This window comes from Acaryochloris sp. IP29b_bin.137 (assembly GCF_028285745.1).
Lineage (GTDB): Bacteria > Cyanobacteriota > Cyanobacteriia > Thermosynechococcales > Thermosynechococcaceae > Acaryochloris.
Genome location: NZ_JANQOP010000125.1, coordinates 1 through 15713 on the forward strand (window position 1 = coordinate 1; position 15713 = coordinate 15713).

15 protein-coding genes and 1 pseudogene are annotated in these 15713 nt (G+C 46.5%); 5 read left to right on the plus strand and 11 right to left on the minus strand.

What is annotated here, in order from left to right; all coding sequences use genetic code 11:
* Positions 1–410: 410 nt before the first annotated feature.
* From Q0991_RS09630 to Q0991_RS09655, 6 genes and pseudogenes are all read right to left on the minus strand, one after another.
* Positions 411–928: pseudogene (locus Q0991_RS09630) on the minus strand (DUF29 domain-containing protein).
* 61 nt (positions 929–989) lie between these two features.
* A complete protein-coding gene (locus tag Q0991_RS09635; RefSeq protein ID WP_299487804.1) occupies positions 990–1445 on the minus strand; it encodes a thioesterase domain-containing protein in 456 nt (151 codons plus the stop codon).
* A 91-nt stretch (positions 1446–1536) separates the two neighbouring features.
* Positions 1537–2865, minus strand: a complete 1329-nt coding sequence (locus tag Q0991_RS09640; protein WP_299487806.1) for an ABC transporter substrate-binding protein — start codon at positions 2863–2865, stop codon at positions 1537–1539.
* Positions 2849–3373: a DUF2085 domain-containing protein gene (locus Q0991_RS09645; protein WP_012164963.1), complete on the minus strand. Its 525-nt coding sequence runs from the start codon at positions 3371–3373 to the stop codon at positions 2849–2851. The genes Q0991_RS09640 and Q0991_RS09645 overlap by 17 nt, the downstream gene beginning before the upstream one ends.
* 10 nt (positions 3374–3383) lie before the next feature.
* Positions 3384–4028 carry a cob(I)yrinic acid a,c-diamide adenosyltransferase gene (cobO, locus tag Q0991_RS09650; protein ID WP_299487811.1) on the minus strand — a complete coding sequence of 215 codons (645 nt, stop codon included), beginning with the start codon at positions 4026–4028 and terminating at the stop codon, positions 3384–3386.
* Positions 4029–4849: 821 nt separating this feature from the next.
* Positions 4850–6586, minus strand: coding sequence for an iron uptake porin (locus tag Q0991_RS09655; RefSeq protein WP_299487813.1), 1737 nt, complete (start codon positions 6584–6586; stop codon positions 4850–4852).
* Positions 6587–7536: 950 nt separating this feature from the next.
* On the opposite strand from Q0991_RS09655, the gene Q0991_RS09660 reads away from it, so the two are divergent.
* The 4 genes from Q0991_RS09660 (at position 7537) to Q0991_RS09675 (ending at position 10005) form a co-directional block, all read left to right on the plus strand.
* Positions 7537–8202, plus strand: a complete 666-nt coding sequence (locus Q0991_RS09660) for a HEAT repeat domain-containing protein (protein ID WP_299487815.1) — start codon at positions 7537–7539, stop codon at positions 8200–8202.
* Positions 8192–8872, plus strand: coding sequence for an SDR family NAD(P)-dependent oxidoreductase (locus Q0991_RS09665; RefSeq protein WP_299487817.1), 681 nt, complete (start codon positions 8192–8194; stop codon positions 8870–8872). The genes Q0991_RS09660 and Q0991_RS09665 overlap by 11 nt, the downstream gene beginning before the upstream one ends.
* A 27-nt stretch (positions 8873–8899) precedes the next feature.
* Entirely contained in the window at positions 8900–9388 is a 489-nt protein-coding gene (tsaE, locus tag Q0991_RS09670) for a tRNA (adenosine(37)-N6)-threonylcarbamoyltransferase complex ATPase subunit type 1 TsaE (protein ID WP_366524936.1), read from the plus strand.
* A gap of 65 nt (positions 9389–9453) precedes the next feature.
* Positions 9454–10005 carry a DUF2062 domain-containing protein gene (locus tag Q0991_RS09675; protein WP_299487818.1) on the plus strand — a complete coding sequence of 184 codons (552 nt, stop codon included), beginning with the start codon at positions 9454–9456 and terminating at the stop codon, positions 10003–10005.
* 230 nt (positions 10006–10235) lie between these two features.
* Here the strand turns inward: Q0991_RS09675 and Q0991_RS09680 are convergent, their stop codons facing one another.
* A complete protein-coding gene (locus Q0991_RS09680; protein ID WP_299487820.1) occupies positions 10236–10385 on the minus strand; it encodes a hypothetical protein in 150 nt (49 codons plus the stop codon).
* A gap of 70 nt (positions 10386–10455) precedes the next feature.
* Between Q0991_RS09680 and Q0991_RS09685 the strand changes: the two genes are divergently transcribed.
* Positions 10456–12732 (plus strand): GAF domain-containing protein, encoded by a 2277-nt coding sequence (locus Q0991_RS09685; RefSeq protein WP_299487821.1) that lies wholly within the window; start codon positions 10456–10458, stop codon positions 12730–12732.
* 21 nt (positions 12733–12753) lie between these two features.
* Here the strand turns inward: Q0991_RS09685 and Q0991_RS09690 are convergent, their stop codons facing one another.
* From Q0991_RS09690 to Q0991_RS09705, 4 genes are all read right to left on the minus strand, one after another.
* Complete coding sequence (locus Q0991_RS09690; RefSeq protein WP_299487823.1) at positions 12754–13227, minus strand: 2Fe-2S iron-sulfur cluster-binding protein; 474 nt, start codon at positions 13225–13227, stop codon at positions 12754–12756.
* A 164-nt stretch (positions 13228–13391) separates the two neighbouring features.
* Entirely contained in the window at positions 13392–13874 is a 483-nt protein-coding gene (locus Q0991_RS09695; protein ID WP_299487825.1) for a 2Fe-2S iron-sulfur cluster-binding protein, read from the minus strand.
* A gap of 296 nt (positions 13875–14170) precedes the next feature.
* Positions 14171–15142, minus strand: coding sequence for a class I SAM-dependent methyltransferase (locus tag Q0991_RS09700; protein ID WP_299487827.1), 972 nt, complete (start codon positions 15140–15142; stop codon positions 14171–14173).
* A gap of 99 nt (positions 15143–15241) precedes the next feature.
* Positions 15242–15631: a L,D-transpeptidase family protein gene (locus Q0991_RS09705; protein ID WP_299487829.1), complete on the minus strand. Its 390-nt coding sequence runs from the start codon at positions 15629–15631 to the stop codon at positions 15242–15244.
* Positions 15632–15713: the final 82 nt, after the last annotated feature.

A 15713-nucleotide genomic window follows, 5' to 3' on the forward strand; every position in this document is an offset into this window, starting at 1 on the left:
ACCTGGGTCATCCCCAGTTTTGTTCCTAGAATACCGACAGACACAGTGAGCAGACTCCCTTACCTAAACACAATAGGGAAACCCCTATAACACAAAAAAATTGACCTCAGGTCGCCCAAAAGACGCAATATTGCCGAAACTCTAAGCCAGGTAGACATTAGAGTTAACGCCAATCTGAGGAGCAAATCAATTGTAGAAACGACAGAAGCGTATATTAGCTTCTCGGTCTTAAGGACTTGGGTTATTTTCGGAACCCAGTATCCTGCATAAGCACCGATTAATCATCATAGACTAGGAATGAATTCGTGTCTACATGAATTTTTAATTCAATGGCCGTTCATTCTTCAGCAATGGTCCTCATAGGGTTGATGCTGCTATTAGAGTTCTAGGTTGGTAAGCTGTTCATCCCCTTAATCTTGCCCTTCAGGTAGAAATTCACTCTCTAGAAATTGCTCGGGTGTATAAGGGCTCTCCGTCGGGAATGTGCTGATACCTAGCCCTGTTTCATCGGTCGCAAGCTGTCGAGCTTTTCTGTAGCTTTCTCCAAAGCTATCTATATAGTAATTTTTCAAGCTTGGGCTATCAGCCAGAGCTTCTTGAATGCGAATTCGATGTTCTCTGATACTTCCTAGCCAGCTGCCGCTCTGTTTGCTGGATTGGTACTGCCACTTTAATAGGTGCAATATTAAAGAATGCGTAAATTACTTCTGAGGGCATTCTTTTCGCTGCATCCCAAGCTTTCTACCTCTTCAATCAGGTTCTCAAGATCCAGCTCACTAAATTTACTTTGTTTGAGCAGTGCCACTGCTTGATCGATCCACTTAACAAAGTCAGTGTCATACAACTGCTGATGAACTAGACCATCATTCCTGATCGGTCTGCGGCTATCGCTGGATTGTTCTGAGTTAGGGAGTTGGGTGCTCGTCATAATTGCCACCAAGACTCTTGACATACCTCACTAATGTGACATATCCAAAGCTGTCTTGGCGTTAAGCCCTTTGGCTGTCCAGAGCGACGTAGTTGCCTGTAAATGTGCCGACTAATCGATCCGCTGCATAGACCTCAGCAGCTAGTTTGATTCGACTTTTGCCCTTTCTTTGCAGGATTTTGAGAAACCGTTGCCATGTCTCTGCTGATGGTGATATGCATCGTGATTCAAAGTTACTGATGACAGGCTGTAGGTATTCCACACTGTTATCTTGAATGACGATTCTGTAGGGCTTTGGTAAAGGTTGAAGCCGAGTATGGACAAAAGTCCAAGCCGACAAGATCCCTAGGGTTGAAATACTACCCCCAAAGCCAGTCTGACGATGATTGATATTCGGTTGCAGAGGAACCGACAAGATAACTTGAGGATTTATGGCACTGACGGTTACAGCCATTGCTGCCGAAATTGGAATATGTTCGTGGAGATATTGTTCTACTGCTGCACAGTCTGAAGTCACGATGGTGTCCGTAGGGTAGGGCTTTTTGCCTCAGTTTATAGTGATTGGTTCAGTCCTTATCTTCATGATCGGCTCATTAGATTCATTGACATCAGTGAGCTAGTAATTGACGGGTCTCTCTTGCGGCAGCGACCATGGCTACTTTGGGGCTGAGTTGTTGGGTAAACGCTGCATTGAGATACCGTTGCAGGATATCTGATGCCTGATCGTATTGAGCAATGGCAGGGCGCAATACAGTCTGTTCTTGAATCTCTCGGAGCAGGGCAAAGTGGGGATACTGAGCCAAAATATCTGGATCAGAATAGAGAGATTTAAGGGTGGGTAAATATCCAAACTGTTGGACCACCTGCCGTTGAGCCGCTTCGCTAGAGAAAAACTGAATCACTTGCCAAGCTTCTTCTGAATGGAGACTAGTAGCAGCAATTCCCCAGCCCCAACTGCCTTGACAGGCCTTTGCCAATTGTTTGGGCTGGGACACCATAGATTGAATGCCAACTTTGCCTTGGACCGGGGAGGTAGGAGCGTTGATCAGAGACCAAGCATAGGGCCAATTGCGCATAAAGACGGCTTGCCCGTTTTGAAAGAGGCGGCGGTTTTCTTCTTCTTGATAGCTGACCGTTCCGGGGGGTGAAATGCCCTCTTTCAGGGTGGTGACGAGGAAGTCTAAGGCTGCAACAGCATCTTCTGTATCCAACCCCACTGCCAGCGTTTCTGGATCAATCCAATAGCCGCCAAACCCTGACAATACCTCTAGAAACATGGCGGTTGTACCTTCAGTCTGTTTGCCTGACCATAAAAAGCCCCAAGGGGTTCCTTGGGCCTGCAAATCTTGGGACATCTGGATCAAGTCAGCAAAGGTCTCAGGGGGAGAGTAGCCATACTGATCGAGTAAATCTTGGCGATAATACAAGGCCCCTACATCTGCTCGCACGGCAGGGTAGCGATAAAGTTTCCCTTGGAACTGCCCGCCTACCCAGGCCCCCGGTAAAAACTGAGCTTCTTGTTCCGGAGTAACTCGTGGAGATAGATCCTGCAACCACCCTGCGGCAGCGAATTTAGCTACCCAGGTGATATCCATATAGACCAAATCGTAGGGTGCATTGCCTAATAGGAAGGCTGAAACATAGAGGTCTTCGACAATATTGGAGGTGCTGGGACCTTCAATCACCTCAATATGAATCTCGGGGTGCTGGGCTTCAAACTCAGCGATCAGCGGTTTCCAGACGGGAACTTCAAAGGCAGAGACTAAAAAGCTAAGGGTGATGAGGTCTGCCTTAACGGGAGTGATATAGGAGACACTCAACAGTACGGCGCATAAAATAATACCCAGACATCTGCCAGTTTTCTGGAACAGCGCTGGGTACCGATGATTTTTCTGCAGCATTGTCGGCAGAAGGTTGATATTAGGTGCGAGGAGCACGATGAAGGGGTGGCATGATGTAGGCCCCCAGTCCTAGACCCGAAACTAGTCCAAAAAGCGTAACCACAAAGTTGTTGTATTCCCACCACCCCCAAGACTGGGCATAGAGTTCAAAGGGATAGACCAAACAGAGGCCAATGGTAAGAACCAAACCAGGTAAACCGTAGCGATTGAGCCAATAGGGGGCTTGGCCTTGGTTGACGGAGAACAGATAGCGCATGGTTACTAAGCCCATCAGAGTGCCGAAACAGCGCATACAGACGGCCATCAGATAGGGGGGCATCAACGCTAAGCCCATTTCGGGTTGGGGACAAACATGATCGCCCATGAAGTAGATGATGCTGGCAATCTGGGGCAGGATGGGCAACCCTGTAGATGCCAGGAAGGGAGCGGCCAGTGGGCCAGACACTAATCCCACTAAGATGACATCAGCAATGATGCTGCGCCAGGGACGAGGTTGTTTGACGAACTCCACCGATTGGGTGGGCCGTTCCACTGTCCGTACCATTCAATTCCTCCTAAAATTCGATACCCGGTTGGGCTTTCACGCCTTGTTCGCGGAAAGGATGTTTGACCAGGGTCATCTCTGTGACTAAATCGGCCTGGTCGATTAAATCTTTGGGGGCTCCTCGCCCAGTGAGGATGACGTGGGTGTCGGCGGGCTTGGACTGCAACCCAGCGATGACGGTTGCACTATCCAAATAGCCATGCTTGAGGGCAATGTTGACTTCATCCAAGAGAACGAGGCGATAGTCGGGATTCTGAATATAAGACAGAGCTTGTTCCCAGGCGGCTTGGGCTTTGGCGATGTCACGTTCACGATCTTGGGTTTCCCAGGTAAATCCTTCGCCCATGGCATGAAACACAAGCTGATCGGGCCAGTTCCCTAGGACGGCTTTTTCGGCAGGTTCCCAAGCCCCCTTAATGAACTGAACAATAGCGACTTTATACCCATGCCCTAGACATCTCATCACCATGCCTAAAGCAGCGGTGGTTTTGCCTTTACCATTTCCGGTATGGACGATGATTAAGCCTTTCTCTTGCGATCGCTCGGCAACTCGCTGATCCTGCACTTCTTTGCGGCGCTGCATTTTCTGCTGATGCTGCTCTGCAGTGAGTTGTGAGTCAGACGATTTTGATTTGGAAGAGACCGATTGAGTCATAGCAGTATCGGTAACAATGACTGGGCTCTTTAAATAGTAATGGTTTCTGGTAGATGCGATCATCGATTGGTTTGATAGTCCAAACTGCATCCTCATCAGCCGCAATAGCTGGAAAATCGTGCAGCTTGCCCAGTTGCTGCAGCTGATCAATGGCTTAGTAGGGATGGAAGTGGGTAGCTATCTCTAAACTTAACAAGATGGTTTTACAATCCCTTGTTGAGACTTCCAATTATCAACAATTTCATACAAGGGGGGAATGGACAGATCTATCAAACTTGATGCGACCACTCATTTTACGGAGTTGCCAAACTTCAAAGTGAAGGGAACTCCGTATGGCTCTATGTGCATCGTTTCACTGCAATTCAAGGTAGAAACAGATATCTCTAGATTCACCTATGTTCATACTCACTAGAGCAATTACTTTTTCCCAAATCAACTTAGCTTGCGAAACAGCACTAATAAACAAATGAACGCCTATACTTGGTGATGAAGCTAGCAAGCTTCCCTGGCAGATAAAGCAGCCAATATAATTCCATTCAAGAGGTTTAAGAGCTGTTGATTAAAACATCTGTCTCGTCAAATCAGAATAGCACCCAGGCCTTGCGCTAGGTATCCTCAAATGTAGTTATGGGAGATAAGTTCAAGGGATTTTCCTCGGCTTTTAGTCACTCCATTTATGCTTTATGAGTTAAGAGGAAGTCTTATGGCGGTGGGGCTTGGGTGATATTCATTTAAATCTACCACCTCTATAATTCATCCTTTGAAATAAGTCCTAAGTTCAATGCAGAACTTAGGACTTATGTCTTGTCTAGGTAGCTGATTTAGAATTTAAACGTTGTTCGAATGACCGGAATAAAAATCGGGTCGTTCGATGACGTATTGTTGGGGTTGATAATGACAATCAATCCTGGAGAGATCTTGATATTGTCATTAACCTTGAATTGATATTGGGCTTCTGCAGTAAAGTTGGGATCGTCTCCATCATCAATACCAAAGGTCCCAGCATCAACAATAAAGGGCTGCTGACCAATAGATAGGGAACCTCTACTTCCTTCCAGGAGTAAGTCTGGGAAAATGAGGTTGGCAGCCCAGTTCAACAATTTAACCTCAGAGTTCGCGACCGCATTAGCCCGGGCTAGCGTTAGGCCACCCCAACCTGAAACATGAAACCCATCAGTAATTTTGGCTTGTGCGGAAATTCCGAAGTTGTCGGTGGTTGTATCAAGCCCTCCAAAGGGATCAGAAGTATCGGTACCAATAGAAGTGATTGCATCACCTGTATCTTGGGTAATATCAATATCGCCGCCTGTATACCTGCTACGAGCATATTGAATGCCGATACCGATATCATCAGTCGGATTAAAGCCTAGTTGAGCCATAATGCCATACCGACCACTGAAGAGTCCGCTATTACCATCATCAACAGCTTCATCAGCATCATCGGCGGCATACATCACAGAGAACTCAACCTTGTCAGTGATGTCGTAAACGGCACTAAAAGTAGTCCCACCTGGGGCCCTATAGACTACTGGGTTGACTCGGAAGAACCGAGACAAGGCACCACTGCCACTGCTCTTTAGAAAAGGATTGAATGTATTGACATCATCTTTATAGTCACCCCCGACAACTGCAATTTTGAGGGTTAGATCTTCAGCTGGCTTAAACCGATAGTTTAATTCATCCAAGATTACCGTGGTACCGGGCGGGTCATTCTCGTCAAAGCCAAATCTGGCCATACTTGTTCCAGCCGCACCATTTTCATCCAATTCAGGGATATTAGCCGCTTCTAGACGAATACGCAGCCGATCTGACCCATCAAAACTGGTATCGAAATTAAGGCGAGTTCGCTGGCCAAAGAAAAATCGATCTTCACCAACGTTGCGTGCATCGGTACCAACCCCAATTTGGCTATCAATAGGATTCTGCTCGTCGAAAACAAAGCCAGATCCGAGGACAACTTCGCCTTTAAGTTTAGTTGTTGTAGAGAACTGCTGTGCCTCAACAGTTGCCACCCGAGCCTCTAAGCCATCTACTCGACCCCGCAATGTGGCGAGTTCAGCCGCAAACTCATCTTGTAAGGCTTTAAGAGCATCCAGATCTTCTTTGGTCGCAAAACGATTGCTGAGATTGTCTAAGCAAGCGTTGACTAGAGCAGCAGCCTCTCGGCGGGACATGGCTCGACTCGGGCGGAACGTGCCGTCAGGGTAACCCGCTACGCAACCGTAGCGCTCAACTAAGGACTGAATCGCTTGAAACGCCCAATCATCCGGCTGGACATCCGAAAGCTGAGAAACAGAAGTAACCTGTTCCATAGAATCAGCCTGGGTTTCTTGCATTAAATCTGAAACAGAGGTTGTTGGTGTTTCAGCATCAGCGAGTAACAGGGGTTGAGAGACTTCACTCAGTTCAGTTTCCAAAGTCTCAACCGTAGAAACCTCCGGCAGCGTTTCACTAGAGGCTTCTAATGACTCAACTGCGATCGCAGTGGTCGGTAACAACAAGGTTAGACCTACCAGAGCAGGGTTAATCAAACCGAACTTACGCCAAATCATTGACATATAAATTATCTCCTCACACTAAATAAAAATAACCAAACAACAAAGAATGGTTATTTGAGATCAAAACAGACCTAGACCTGAATCATCAGCCTGAATAGAAAGGAAAAAGAATCTGAGAGCATAATGTTGAATCTGAGTGATTCGACAAGGATGTATGAGGTAACCATCATTCATCGTTTAGCCTTCAAGATGCTTTTCCACACTTTCAACCTAGATCTTTACCAGCAATCAATACCATCAGAGAAAAGATAGAAACAACAAAGACCAGGTTAAGGAAATGACACCTAAGGTATACCGCCCATAAATTGCTCATTGCGTAGGGATGTAGACAGTTTCCTAACTAACACAAGCGACGTCAGGGATGACGACTTGAGCGGTCCTTAAAGCTTCATTGCACTCTACGCAATCTGTGGCGATCACATAGGGACATTCAAAAACCATTTTTTGTTGGCATATCCAAAACATCCTGGCTTGAACGAGCACCGGACTCATTCGTTCGCTCAAACGGGTAATGTGATGTAAATTCTAGGTTCAATATTGACACTTCTCTTCAATCCTCACACAACAAGCATCCGAGTTACTTAATCAGCAGGCGGGCCTAAGATAAAGATTCCAACTCAAAAAACGTCATTTTCCCGTAGAAAAATCAATTAAGGCCTATAAATTAGCCAATCCAAATAAATAATCACAATAAAGGACAATTTAATTGCTAGACTGTTTTTTTCGGATGTATCTCAGATGCGTCAAATATTAACAGCTTATTGAAAGCAATTTCAATAGTGAAGGACTTATTCACGGAATTTTGCGATTCACTTTGATATTTAGGATCAACGCTAAGACACTTCTGAGTAACAACAGCCTCAACAATCTTCTAACCCGGCCCTGTTCATTAAAGGAAAGAGTCCCGTTCTCATCTAAAATTTGGGTAACTGTGGAACATGGGAGGTTCTATGCCCCATCCTCGGCTTCACGAATTGACCTTGAAATTGAACAGCAATAAGTCCAGTGATCGGCTTCTGGCGTTGGTGGCTCTGAGAAATCTACCTACTTCAGAAGCGTTCCCTTTGATCAAACCGATGTTGTTTGACGACTATTTACCAGTCCGATCAATGGCAATCCGTTCCCTGGCCAGCCATCCTTCCGCTGAATCCATTTCTTTGCTCGTGCAGATGTTAGATGACCCCAACTATGAAATTCGGGCAGGTGCAGCTGGTGCCTTAGGGGTGGTCGGTGACCACAACACTGTCCAAGCGCTTTCCAGAGCTTTTTTGGAAGACACTGAGTGGCTAGTCCGCTTCAGTGCTGCGGTTTCTCTGGGGAATCTCCAAAATCCCCGGGCCGATGAAGTGCTGTTACAGGCACTGGAGCAGCCAGAATTGATTGTGCAACAAGCTGCGATCGCAGCCTTGGGAGAAATTAAAGCGTTCGAGGCTTTAGATACCCTGCTGCGTTTCGTTCAGTCCGAGGACTGGTTGGTTCGTAAGTATCTCGCCACCGCTTTAGGGAACCTACCCTGTTCCAAAAGTATTTCAGCTCTTAAATATCTAGCCAAAGACGATCATCCTCAAGTTGCCGCTGCCGCCACAATTGCTTTAGAACAAATTGATGAGCCATAAGATTGTCATTACGGGTGCGACACAAGGTCTTGGTAAAGCATTGGCATTGGGGTTTATTCAGGCAGGGCATACCGTCTGGGGGTGTGGCCGAACCGCCGCTGCTATTAAACACCTGGCTCAACAGTATCCAGCTCCCCATGATTTTGCTGTAGTAGACATTGCGCAGCCTCAACCCGTCCAAGCGTGGGCTAACCGCCTGATTCAGACTTGGGAAGCCCCTGATATCCTGATTAACAATGCAGGGATGATTAATACCGTTGCGCCGCTGTGGGAGGTGCCGGATCAAGAAATTAGTGATGTATTGGATGTCAACATCAAAGGTACCGTCAACGTCATCCGCAGTTTTTTGCCGAGCATGAAGCCCAAAGGGCAGGGCATAATCATTAATTTCAGCTCTGGCTGGGGTCGCTCAACCTCCCCGGGTGTGGCTCCCTATTGCGCCTCTAAATGGGCCATTGAGGGTTTAAATCAGGCGCTGGCCCAAGAGGTGCCGCCCGGCATCGCCACTATTGCGTTGAATCCTGGCATCATCCACACTGAAATGCTGAAAATCTGTTTTGGAGAGCAGGCCCGGAGCTATCCCTCTCCCACCGAATGGGCACAAAAAGCCGTCCCGTTTATCCTTAAGCTTTCGGCTAAACAGAATGGTCAAGCCTTAACCGTCCCCTAGTCTGGTATTGATATCCCTTTCCCCATCGTGATTAACGGTTCGTTTATCTTAAAAAGCTTAGAGGAGACCCAGGGATTGGGGACAATCTTGGGCCAAACATTACCGGCTGGTCATGTACTGCTGTTAGAAGGGGATTTAGGGTCTGGCAAAACATCCCTCGTTCAAGGTTTAGGCCAAGGGCTGGGCATCTCCGACGCCATCGTCAGTCCCACATTCACATTGATTAATGAGTATCACGAAGGGAGAGTCCCTCTCTATCATCTCGATCTGTATCGTCTCACCCCGCAACAAGTTGATGAGCTGTACTTAGAAACCTATTGGCAAGGGGTTGAAGTGCCGCCCGGGATTGTAGCGATTGAGTGGTCTGAGCGACTTTTGCATCGGCCTTCAGACTATTTATTGATTGAGTTACTCCATCAAGAAGAAGTAAGACGCGCAACGTTGCGGCTTATTGGTCAAAGCTCCGACGTTGACCTAGAACAGCTCACCCTAGGGATGAAATCTACCTCTGCCTAGTATTCAAAGCTCCTGGTGTTTCGGTATATTGGGCTGAGGGGGACAACCCAACATACCGAAACTTTGTGCGGCCCCAATACCGGATGCGCCAATCCAACCATCGCTTCAATCGCAAACGCTGTTCCCATCACCCACCCTCCCGTCGCAAAAAAATAACTTGGAAACGCCGGGGTCGCTACTTTTATTTACGGTTTATTCGATTGCAAGGAAGCCCAACTGCGATCGCACGGGGAATCGCGGTTGGGGCTTTTGCGGGTATGTTTCCTATTTTTGGATTTCAAATCCTTTTTGGTCTATTTTTAGCAGCCTGCGTTCGGGGTAATAAATTAACGGCAGCAGCAGCGACTTGGATTAGTAATCCCTTCACCTATCTGCCCCTTTTTGCCTTTAACTTCAAGGTGGGTCAATGGTTACTCCAGGCAAAGGAATTTGAATTTGATCAACTTCAAAAACTGAATTGGCAAGAACTCCTAGCGCTAGGGCCAGGGTTTATCGCCATATGGTTAACGGGCTGTTTTATGATGGGATGTTTGGCCGCAAGCATGAGCTATTTTTTGGGTCTAGGGCTAATCTTACATCTGAGGGAAAATCGCCTTTCTAAACGCAAAAGAAACTAGGTATTTTTTGGCGGCAGCACTGCCAGTTACCGATCAATACCCAAGATTCGTTTGAACAACCATGGTCAGAGCTTGCGATTCCAGCTATCGTGAAGGTTAGCCATAGAAGTTCCTTTCTTCGTTTTCGATCCAGGGGAAAAAGGGATGCTTGGAATACTCAATCGCTCTAAAAATGCAGTCAAAGCATGCATTTATCGATAGAACTTGAGCCCGTATTTCTAGAAAAAGCGCTAAAAACTACTTTGCAACGTTACAAAATCCGCACCATTCAGCCCTGAGGTATGCATTGTGACATCTCCATCCCCTCCTTCTAAATCAGAGCCATTAGAACTTGTTCCTACTTTGTCCCCCTCAACGGACCCCGCGGAGTCAATCGACACGAAACAGATCTCTCGTGGGCGAAAGTATGTCCCCTCAATCAAAGTAAGGCTAATCTCTTGGGCTATTGCTTTGAGTACATTGCCCATTCTGGCGGTGGGAACCTCTACCTACCTCACTAGCGTGACCCTTAATGAACAGTTGAGCGCCCCTCGCCAAACAGGTTCATCAAATCAAGATGAGATCCAATCGACCTTACAGAGCCGCATTCCGCCTCTACTGATTGGTACGGCTGCCATGGCAATCCTATCGGGAAGCCTGATTGCTTGGTTGCTCAATCGTGAATTACGCCCCCTGTTTAAGGCAGCTCAACATTCCAATCAACTGGTGAATCGGTTGTATCGCCGCGAAACAAGCACTGAGCCAGAGGCCGAGACACCAGACAAACTATTCGCTCTAGTAGAGAATATCGATCTTATTGAGGCACAATTACCCAGACTGCTGCATTCTCAAGAACATGAAGCGGCTCGAGCAGAACTGTTAATGCAATTTATTGGTCAACTCCATATCGCCTTATCTGAAGAGGATTTGTTTCAAACCACTGTTGCAGAGGTCCGCCAAATCTTACAAACCGATCGAGTCACCGTCTTTGCACTGAATCCTGATGGTGAGGGCACCTTTGTGGCAGAGTCTGTCGCTCCTGGCTATCCAAAATTGCAATGGTCATCTCTCCATGATCCATGCTTTAGCGAAGGCTACCAGGAACAGTACCGCCAGGGCCGGGTACGAGCCATTGACAATATTCACCAAGCCGGCTTAAACGATTGTCATATTGGATTATTAGAGCGATTTGCGGTTAAAGCCAATATTGTGGCTCCTATTCTCCAGAAAGATCAACTATTTGGTCTATTGATTGCCCATCAGTGCGCTAGACCCAGAGAGTGGCATCAATCCGATATCGAATTGTTTAGACAATTAGCATTGCAGGTGGGCTATGCCTTAGACCGAGCCCGAAATATGAGCGAACTGGATAGCCAAGTTAATCAGTTGCAGCTGTTGATGCATTTTACCGAGCTGATCCGAGGTTCATTACAATCCGAAGAGATCTTATCTAATTCAGTCCAAGAAAGCCGCAAAGTTCTCAGAGCAGACCGGGTGATCGTCTATCGCTTTGATGAAAATTGGCAGGGAACCGTTGCTGCTGAGGCCGTCCAACCTGGCGTTACCAAAATGATATGGGCCAAAATTGCAGATCCATGCTTTGCGGACAAATATGTTGAGCAATATCGAAGGGGACGAGTTCAAGCCATTAGTAGTGTTTATAAGGCTGGCCTGACCGATTGCCATCTTCAGCAGTTAGAAAAATATGGGGTACAAGCCAACTTAGTTGTCCCTATTCTCGTCGGAGAGAACTTATTTGGCTTGCTGATTGCTCATCAATGCTCTGGGCCGAGGATCTGGAAACCATCTGAGGTTGATCTCTTGACTCAAATTGGTATCCAGATCGGTCATGCTCTAGAGCAAGCAAATGTGCTGACTCGCATGGAGCAAGACTGGATTGCTAATGCCACCCATACGCATGAGGATAATCAGGAACTCCAAGTCCTTCAGAACAAACTGTCAGAGTATCTTCGTACGGGTCGATCCAGTATTCAGTTTCTGACTCAAGGGGCCGATCAACATTTGGAAACTGCCCAATCCGTCTACACACAATTACAGGCAATGATAGATTTTGCCCAAGACATCAATATCATTACCCGTCAGTTTCAATCTCATAACCATCAGATTCTTGCTCAAGTAGAATCGGCCCAGAATTACATTGATGAAAATATCAACCGACCCCACGAATTACTTGCAGCAGCCCAGTCAGCTGCCACTCAGCTTCAAGGACTTGAGAAAAATTTCCAACAGATTTCTCAAGTCCGCATCCTCGTGAGTCAGCTCTCATCTCAGATTCAATTGCAGGCGATGAATATCTCTACCAAAGCAACACAGGACTCTATTTCCCACCAAGAATTAGCCAGTTCGACCAAAAATATCAGTAGTATTGCTCAGAAGTTGGACGATAACATGACCCAAATGAAGCGATTGATAGAGTCTTTACAACAAGAGCTTCAGCATAAGACCGCTATGCTTGAACCGCTAACCCAAGGAATTAGTAATCAAGCTTCACAGCGCTTCCAGCCCACGCCACTTTCCACTAGCCTAAGCGCTGAGATGGCTCAACTCAACACTCAAATCGTCCAAATCACTCAGTTGATTAGTAGCCATCTACAAACCTCTTCAACTGCCAGCCATCAGTCTTTTGAGCTAAGCCAGTTCCTCCAATTACTAGCGACTCAAGCGAAATCCATGCAAACGTCTATTCAGCAGTTAGAAGCAATGGTTCCCGATGATTCAAAAAACTGAACGTTGACCTTGGCTTCTTCTTCAAGTTTTGGATAAAATCTGGTCTATCTCTTGAAGGGCCTTCTTAAGTTCGTTAACAATAGAACGAGTAATTGTCATCCCTCCTTGAACGAGGACTGAACCATCTAGTGGGTGAAGAATAGGCTGTTGAACCCTTTTCCCAATTAAGGTATCTAGGTCGTTAATTTCACTGAGATACATGCCAGCTGGCAGTTCTATAACAACTCCTTCCCCGAGTACTCTTGTTTGGCAGGCCAAGCGCGAATTTTCTTTGCAATTTGAGATCAGTTCCAGTGTTTTTAGCTCTCGCTTACTCTTGGGGGACAAACTCTCAGCCCCTGACTGGATATAGACATGGCAGGTGGAGCAACGTCCTCGTCCACCACATTTCCAGTTCACATTCAGCTTCTGTTGGAGCAACATGGACAAAAGATTGTTGTTGGTTTTAACTGAAACCTCGTGATCGATTGGCTCCAGCTTAATTTGTTTTGCCATAAGGATTTTACAAATAGGGGATTAATAACTTGCCAGGAATCTGCTCTAAATGAGCTGAATTAATTTTTCCAGAAGCAGTGGCTTGTCTGATTCTGCTTCCCTGGTCGATCCAGTTTTCAATTTATCTGGTTAATTTCATAGACTTATTTATTTACCGATATCAATTAGACCAATTTAGAATTAGCCAAATGAGTCACCACATCGTTGCGAGTCACTTCCAGCTGGCTAATCATAGAGCGGGTAATGAGTTTCCCTGCTTCAACTAGGATGCGACCATCAATGGGATGTAAGATATTTTCTTCCGCTCGTCGCCCCACTAAGCTCTCTATTTCATTCATATCGCCGAGATACATCCCAGAAGGGATCTCAACTACGACCCCTTCACCTAATACTTTGCTTTGACAAGCTAGGCGAGATGTCGTATTGCAGGTCGTGATCGCTCCCAAAGTTCGCTGTTCTCGGCGGCTAATGGGGGATAATTGCTGCATACCCTCTTTAATGTAGATATGGCAAGTGGCGCACATTCCCCGCCCTCCACATTCTTGTAGCACTTGTAGTTCATTTTTGAGTAACGCAGATAACAAGGTGCTGTTCGTCACAACACTTGTTTCTTGACCCAGAGGATCCAACCTAACTATCTTTGCCATTACTTTGCACTCTGAGGTTGATTATTCCTCTAGTGTTGACAGAGTTTCGTCAAAATTCACTCTAAGGGACTCACTTCAAAGACCCTCACGATGGCAACGACTTTTGCCATCCATATCTCACATTATTCGATCGCACTCAGCAGCCCCAGAAATATCTATTCTGACTGCATCCGAGATTCTCTTGCGTTCCCTAATCGCTAAAAAATGTCTGACAGCTATCTGTACGCCTTCATAAATTCATTCCCCTTAGAAACTCACATTGTGATCGTCCTGGTTCAAATGGAGACTGGATCGCCTCATTGGACTTGAGTAATGAGGGTATGGTGACGCGGACTGGTAATGGTTTGTGTGGGCTGAGTGAAGCCAGTATTAACGATGGCCTGTTCTATGTCAAAAGAGAAATAATCGCTAATGTAAGGTTCCGTACTTTTTAGTAACGTCATCACGTAGGGAGGCATCTTGACATATCCTTCAGCCTTGGGGTTTGAATCCATCATTGCGAAATAGCCACCAGGACGTAGGATTCGTCGAGCTTCTCGGAGGATATCCAGTGTAGCTGTGCGAGGCAATTCATGCAGTAGCAGGAAGGCTGACACTAGATCGAACGAGTTATCCGGCAAGCCAGTCGATTCAGCAGCGGCATGTACCCAACGGATTGGATCAGGCGATGGGTGGGAAGTCTCTAACCGATAAACTTCTGATTGAGAACGATATTGGGCAACTGTCAGGAAATATGGGGATAAATCTAGGCCAGTAATTTGTGCTTGAGGATAAGCAGTTTGGAGGGTAAAAGTCGTTACACCGACACTACAACCCATATCCAGAATCGTTCGAGGGGCAGATGAAAGCTGGGCATTGAGAGCATTGAGATAATTCTGTCGCAGCTTCATCGTATTTTCGGCGCAGGCATCGGGCCACAGTTGCGCATGAACCGCTTTGGTTGCCACTTCCACTTCTGTTGCGGCGTCCCAACTCAAGTTTCCTTGCTCATAGGCGTGAAATGGCTGTAAATAATAGTCAGGATAGATCAGATCAGGTTTTTGTATTTGCTTCAAATCCCTTTCCCAAGTAGGGTCAAACTCTAGCTCTCCGCCCCGAGAGCGGAGATACTGCACCTCTTCTTGCCAGTTAATACCGATGGCTTCTGCTCGCTTGATCATCATTGAACGAGCTTGGCGCTTTGCAAAGTTGGCCAGAGGCTTGATTGCCAAAATGCCATTAATTAAATGAGTAGCTAAGCCAGGGGATGTATCTTGTACAACCGTCATTGCTTCATTCCTTGCACTCGAGTTGGCCTGGCTCAATTATCCCATTGGCTTAATCAGGTTAGCTCAGATAATTAGGTAATGTAGGCTTGTCATTACCAACTAAGGCAAAATCTCAATCCAAGTCCCTTTGCTCACAATCCCATATAGCTCATCAACATCTTTATTCTTGAGGGAAATACAGCCCCAAGTCCAGTTTTGACGCTGATCAATTAAATGATCGGATCCTACTGGCACCCCATGAATCCCAATTTCACTGCCCACGGTATCGCTAGCCTTGATTTTGCCCTGACGTTTGGCTGCCAAGTGTTTGCGCCAAGAGTCAGCCGTCGGGTAATTAATCCAGAGAAATTTTGACCAACTAGGATGGGGATATTTGTCTTGAATTTGGAACAGCCCTTCTGGTGTTTTGCGATCGCCTTCTCGTAACTTGTCCCCTGTTGGCGCACTCCCCAACACCACCGGATAGGACTTGAGGGCTACCGTGTGCACACAAGTCAGTTTTAGACTGTAAGGAAGCCGTATAGAGCGACCTTAGCCATGGATAATCCCATTTTGATTCATGAAGACCTCA

Coding starts and splice junctions, on each gene's coding strand:
- Q0991_RS09645 (WP_012164963.1), bottom strand. CDS start 3,373: ATGGTACGGACAGTGGAACGGCCCACCCAATCGGTGGAGTTCGTCAAA.
- cobO (WP_299487811.1), bottom strand. CDS start 4,028: ATGACTCAATCGGTCTCTTCCAAATCAAAATCGTCTGACTCACAACTC.
- Q0991_RS09655 (WP_299487813.1), bottom strand. CDS start 6,586: ATGTCAATGATTTGGCGTAAGTTCGGTTTGATTAACCCTGCTCTGGTA.
- Q0991_RS09660 (WP_299487815.1), top strand. CDS start 7,537: ATGCCCCATCCTCGGCTTCACGAATTGACCTTGAAATTGAACAGCAAT.
- Q0991_RS09665 (WP_299487817.1), top strand. CDS start 8,192: ATGAGCCATAAGATTGTCATTACGGGTGCGACACAAGGTCTTGGTAAA.
- Q0991_RS09690 (WP_299487823.1), bottom strand. CDS start 13,227: ATGGCAAAACAAATTAAGCTGGAGCCAATCGATCACGAGGTTTCAGTT.
- Q0991_RS09695 (WP_299487825.1), bottom strand. CDS start 13,874: ATGGCAAAGATAGTTAGGTTGGATCCTCTGGGTCAAGAAACAAGTGTT.
- Q0991_RS09700 (WP_299487827.1), bottom strand. CDS start 15,142: ATGACGGTTGTACAAGATACATCCCCTGGCTTAGCTACTCATTTAATT.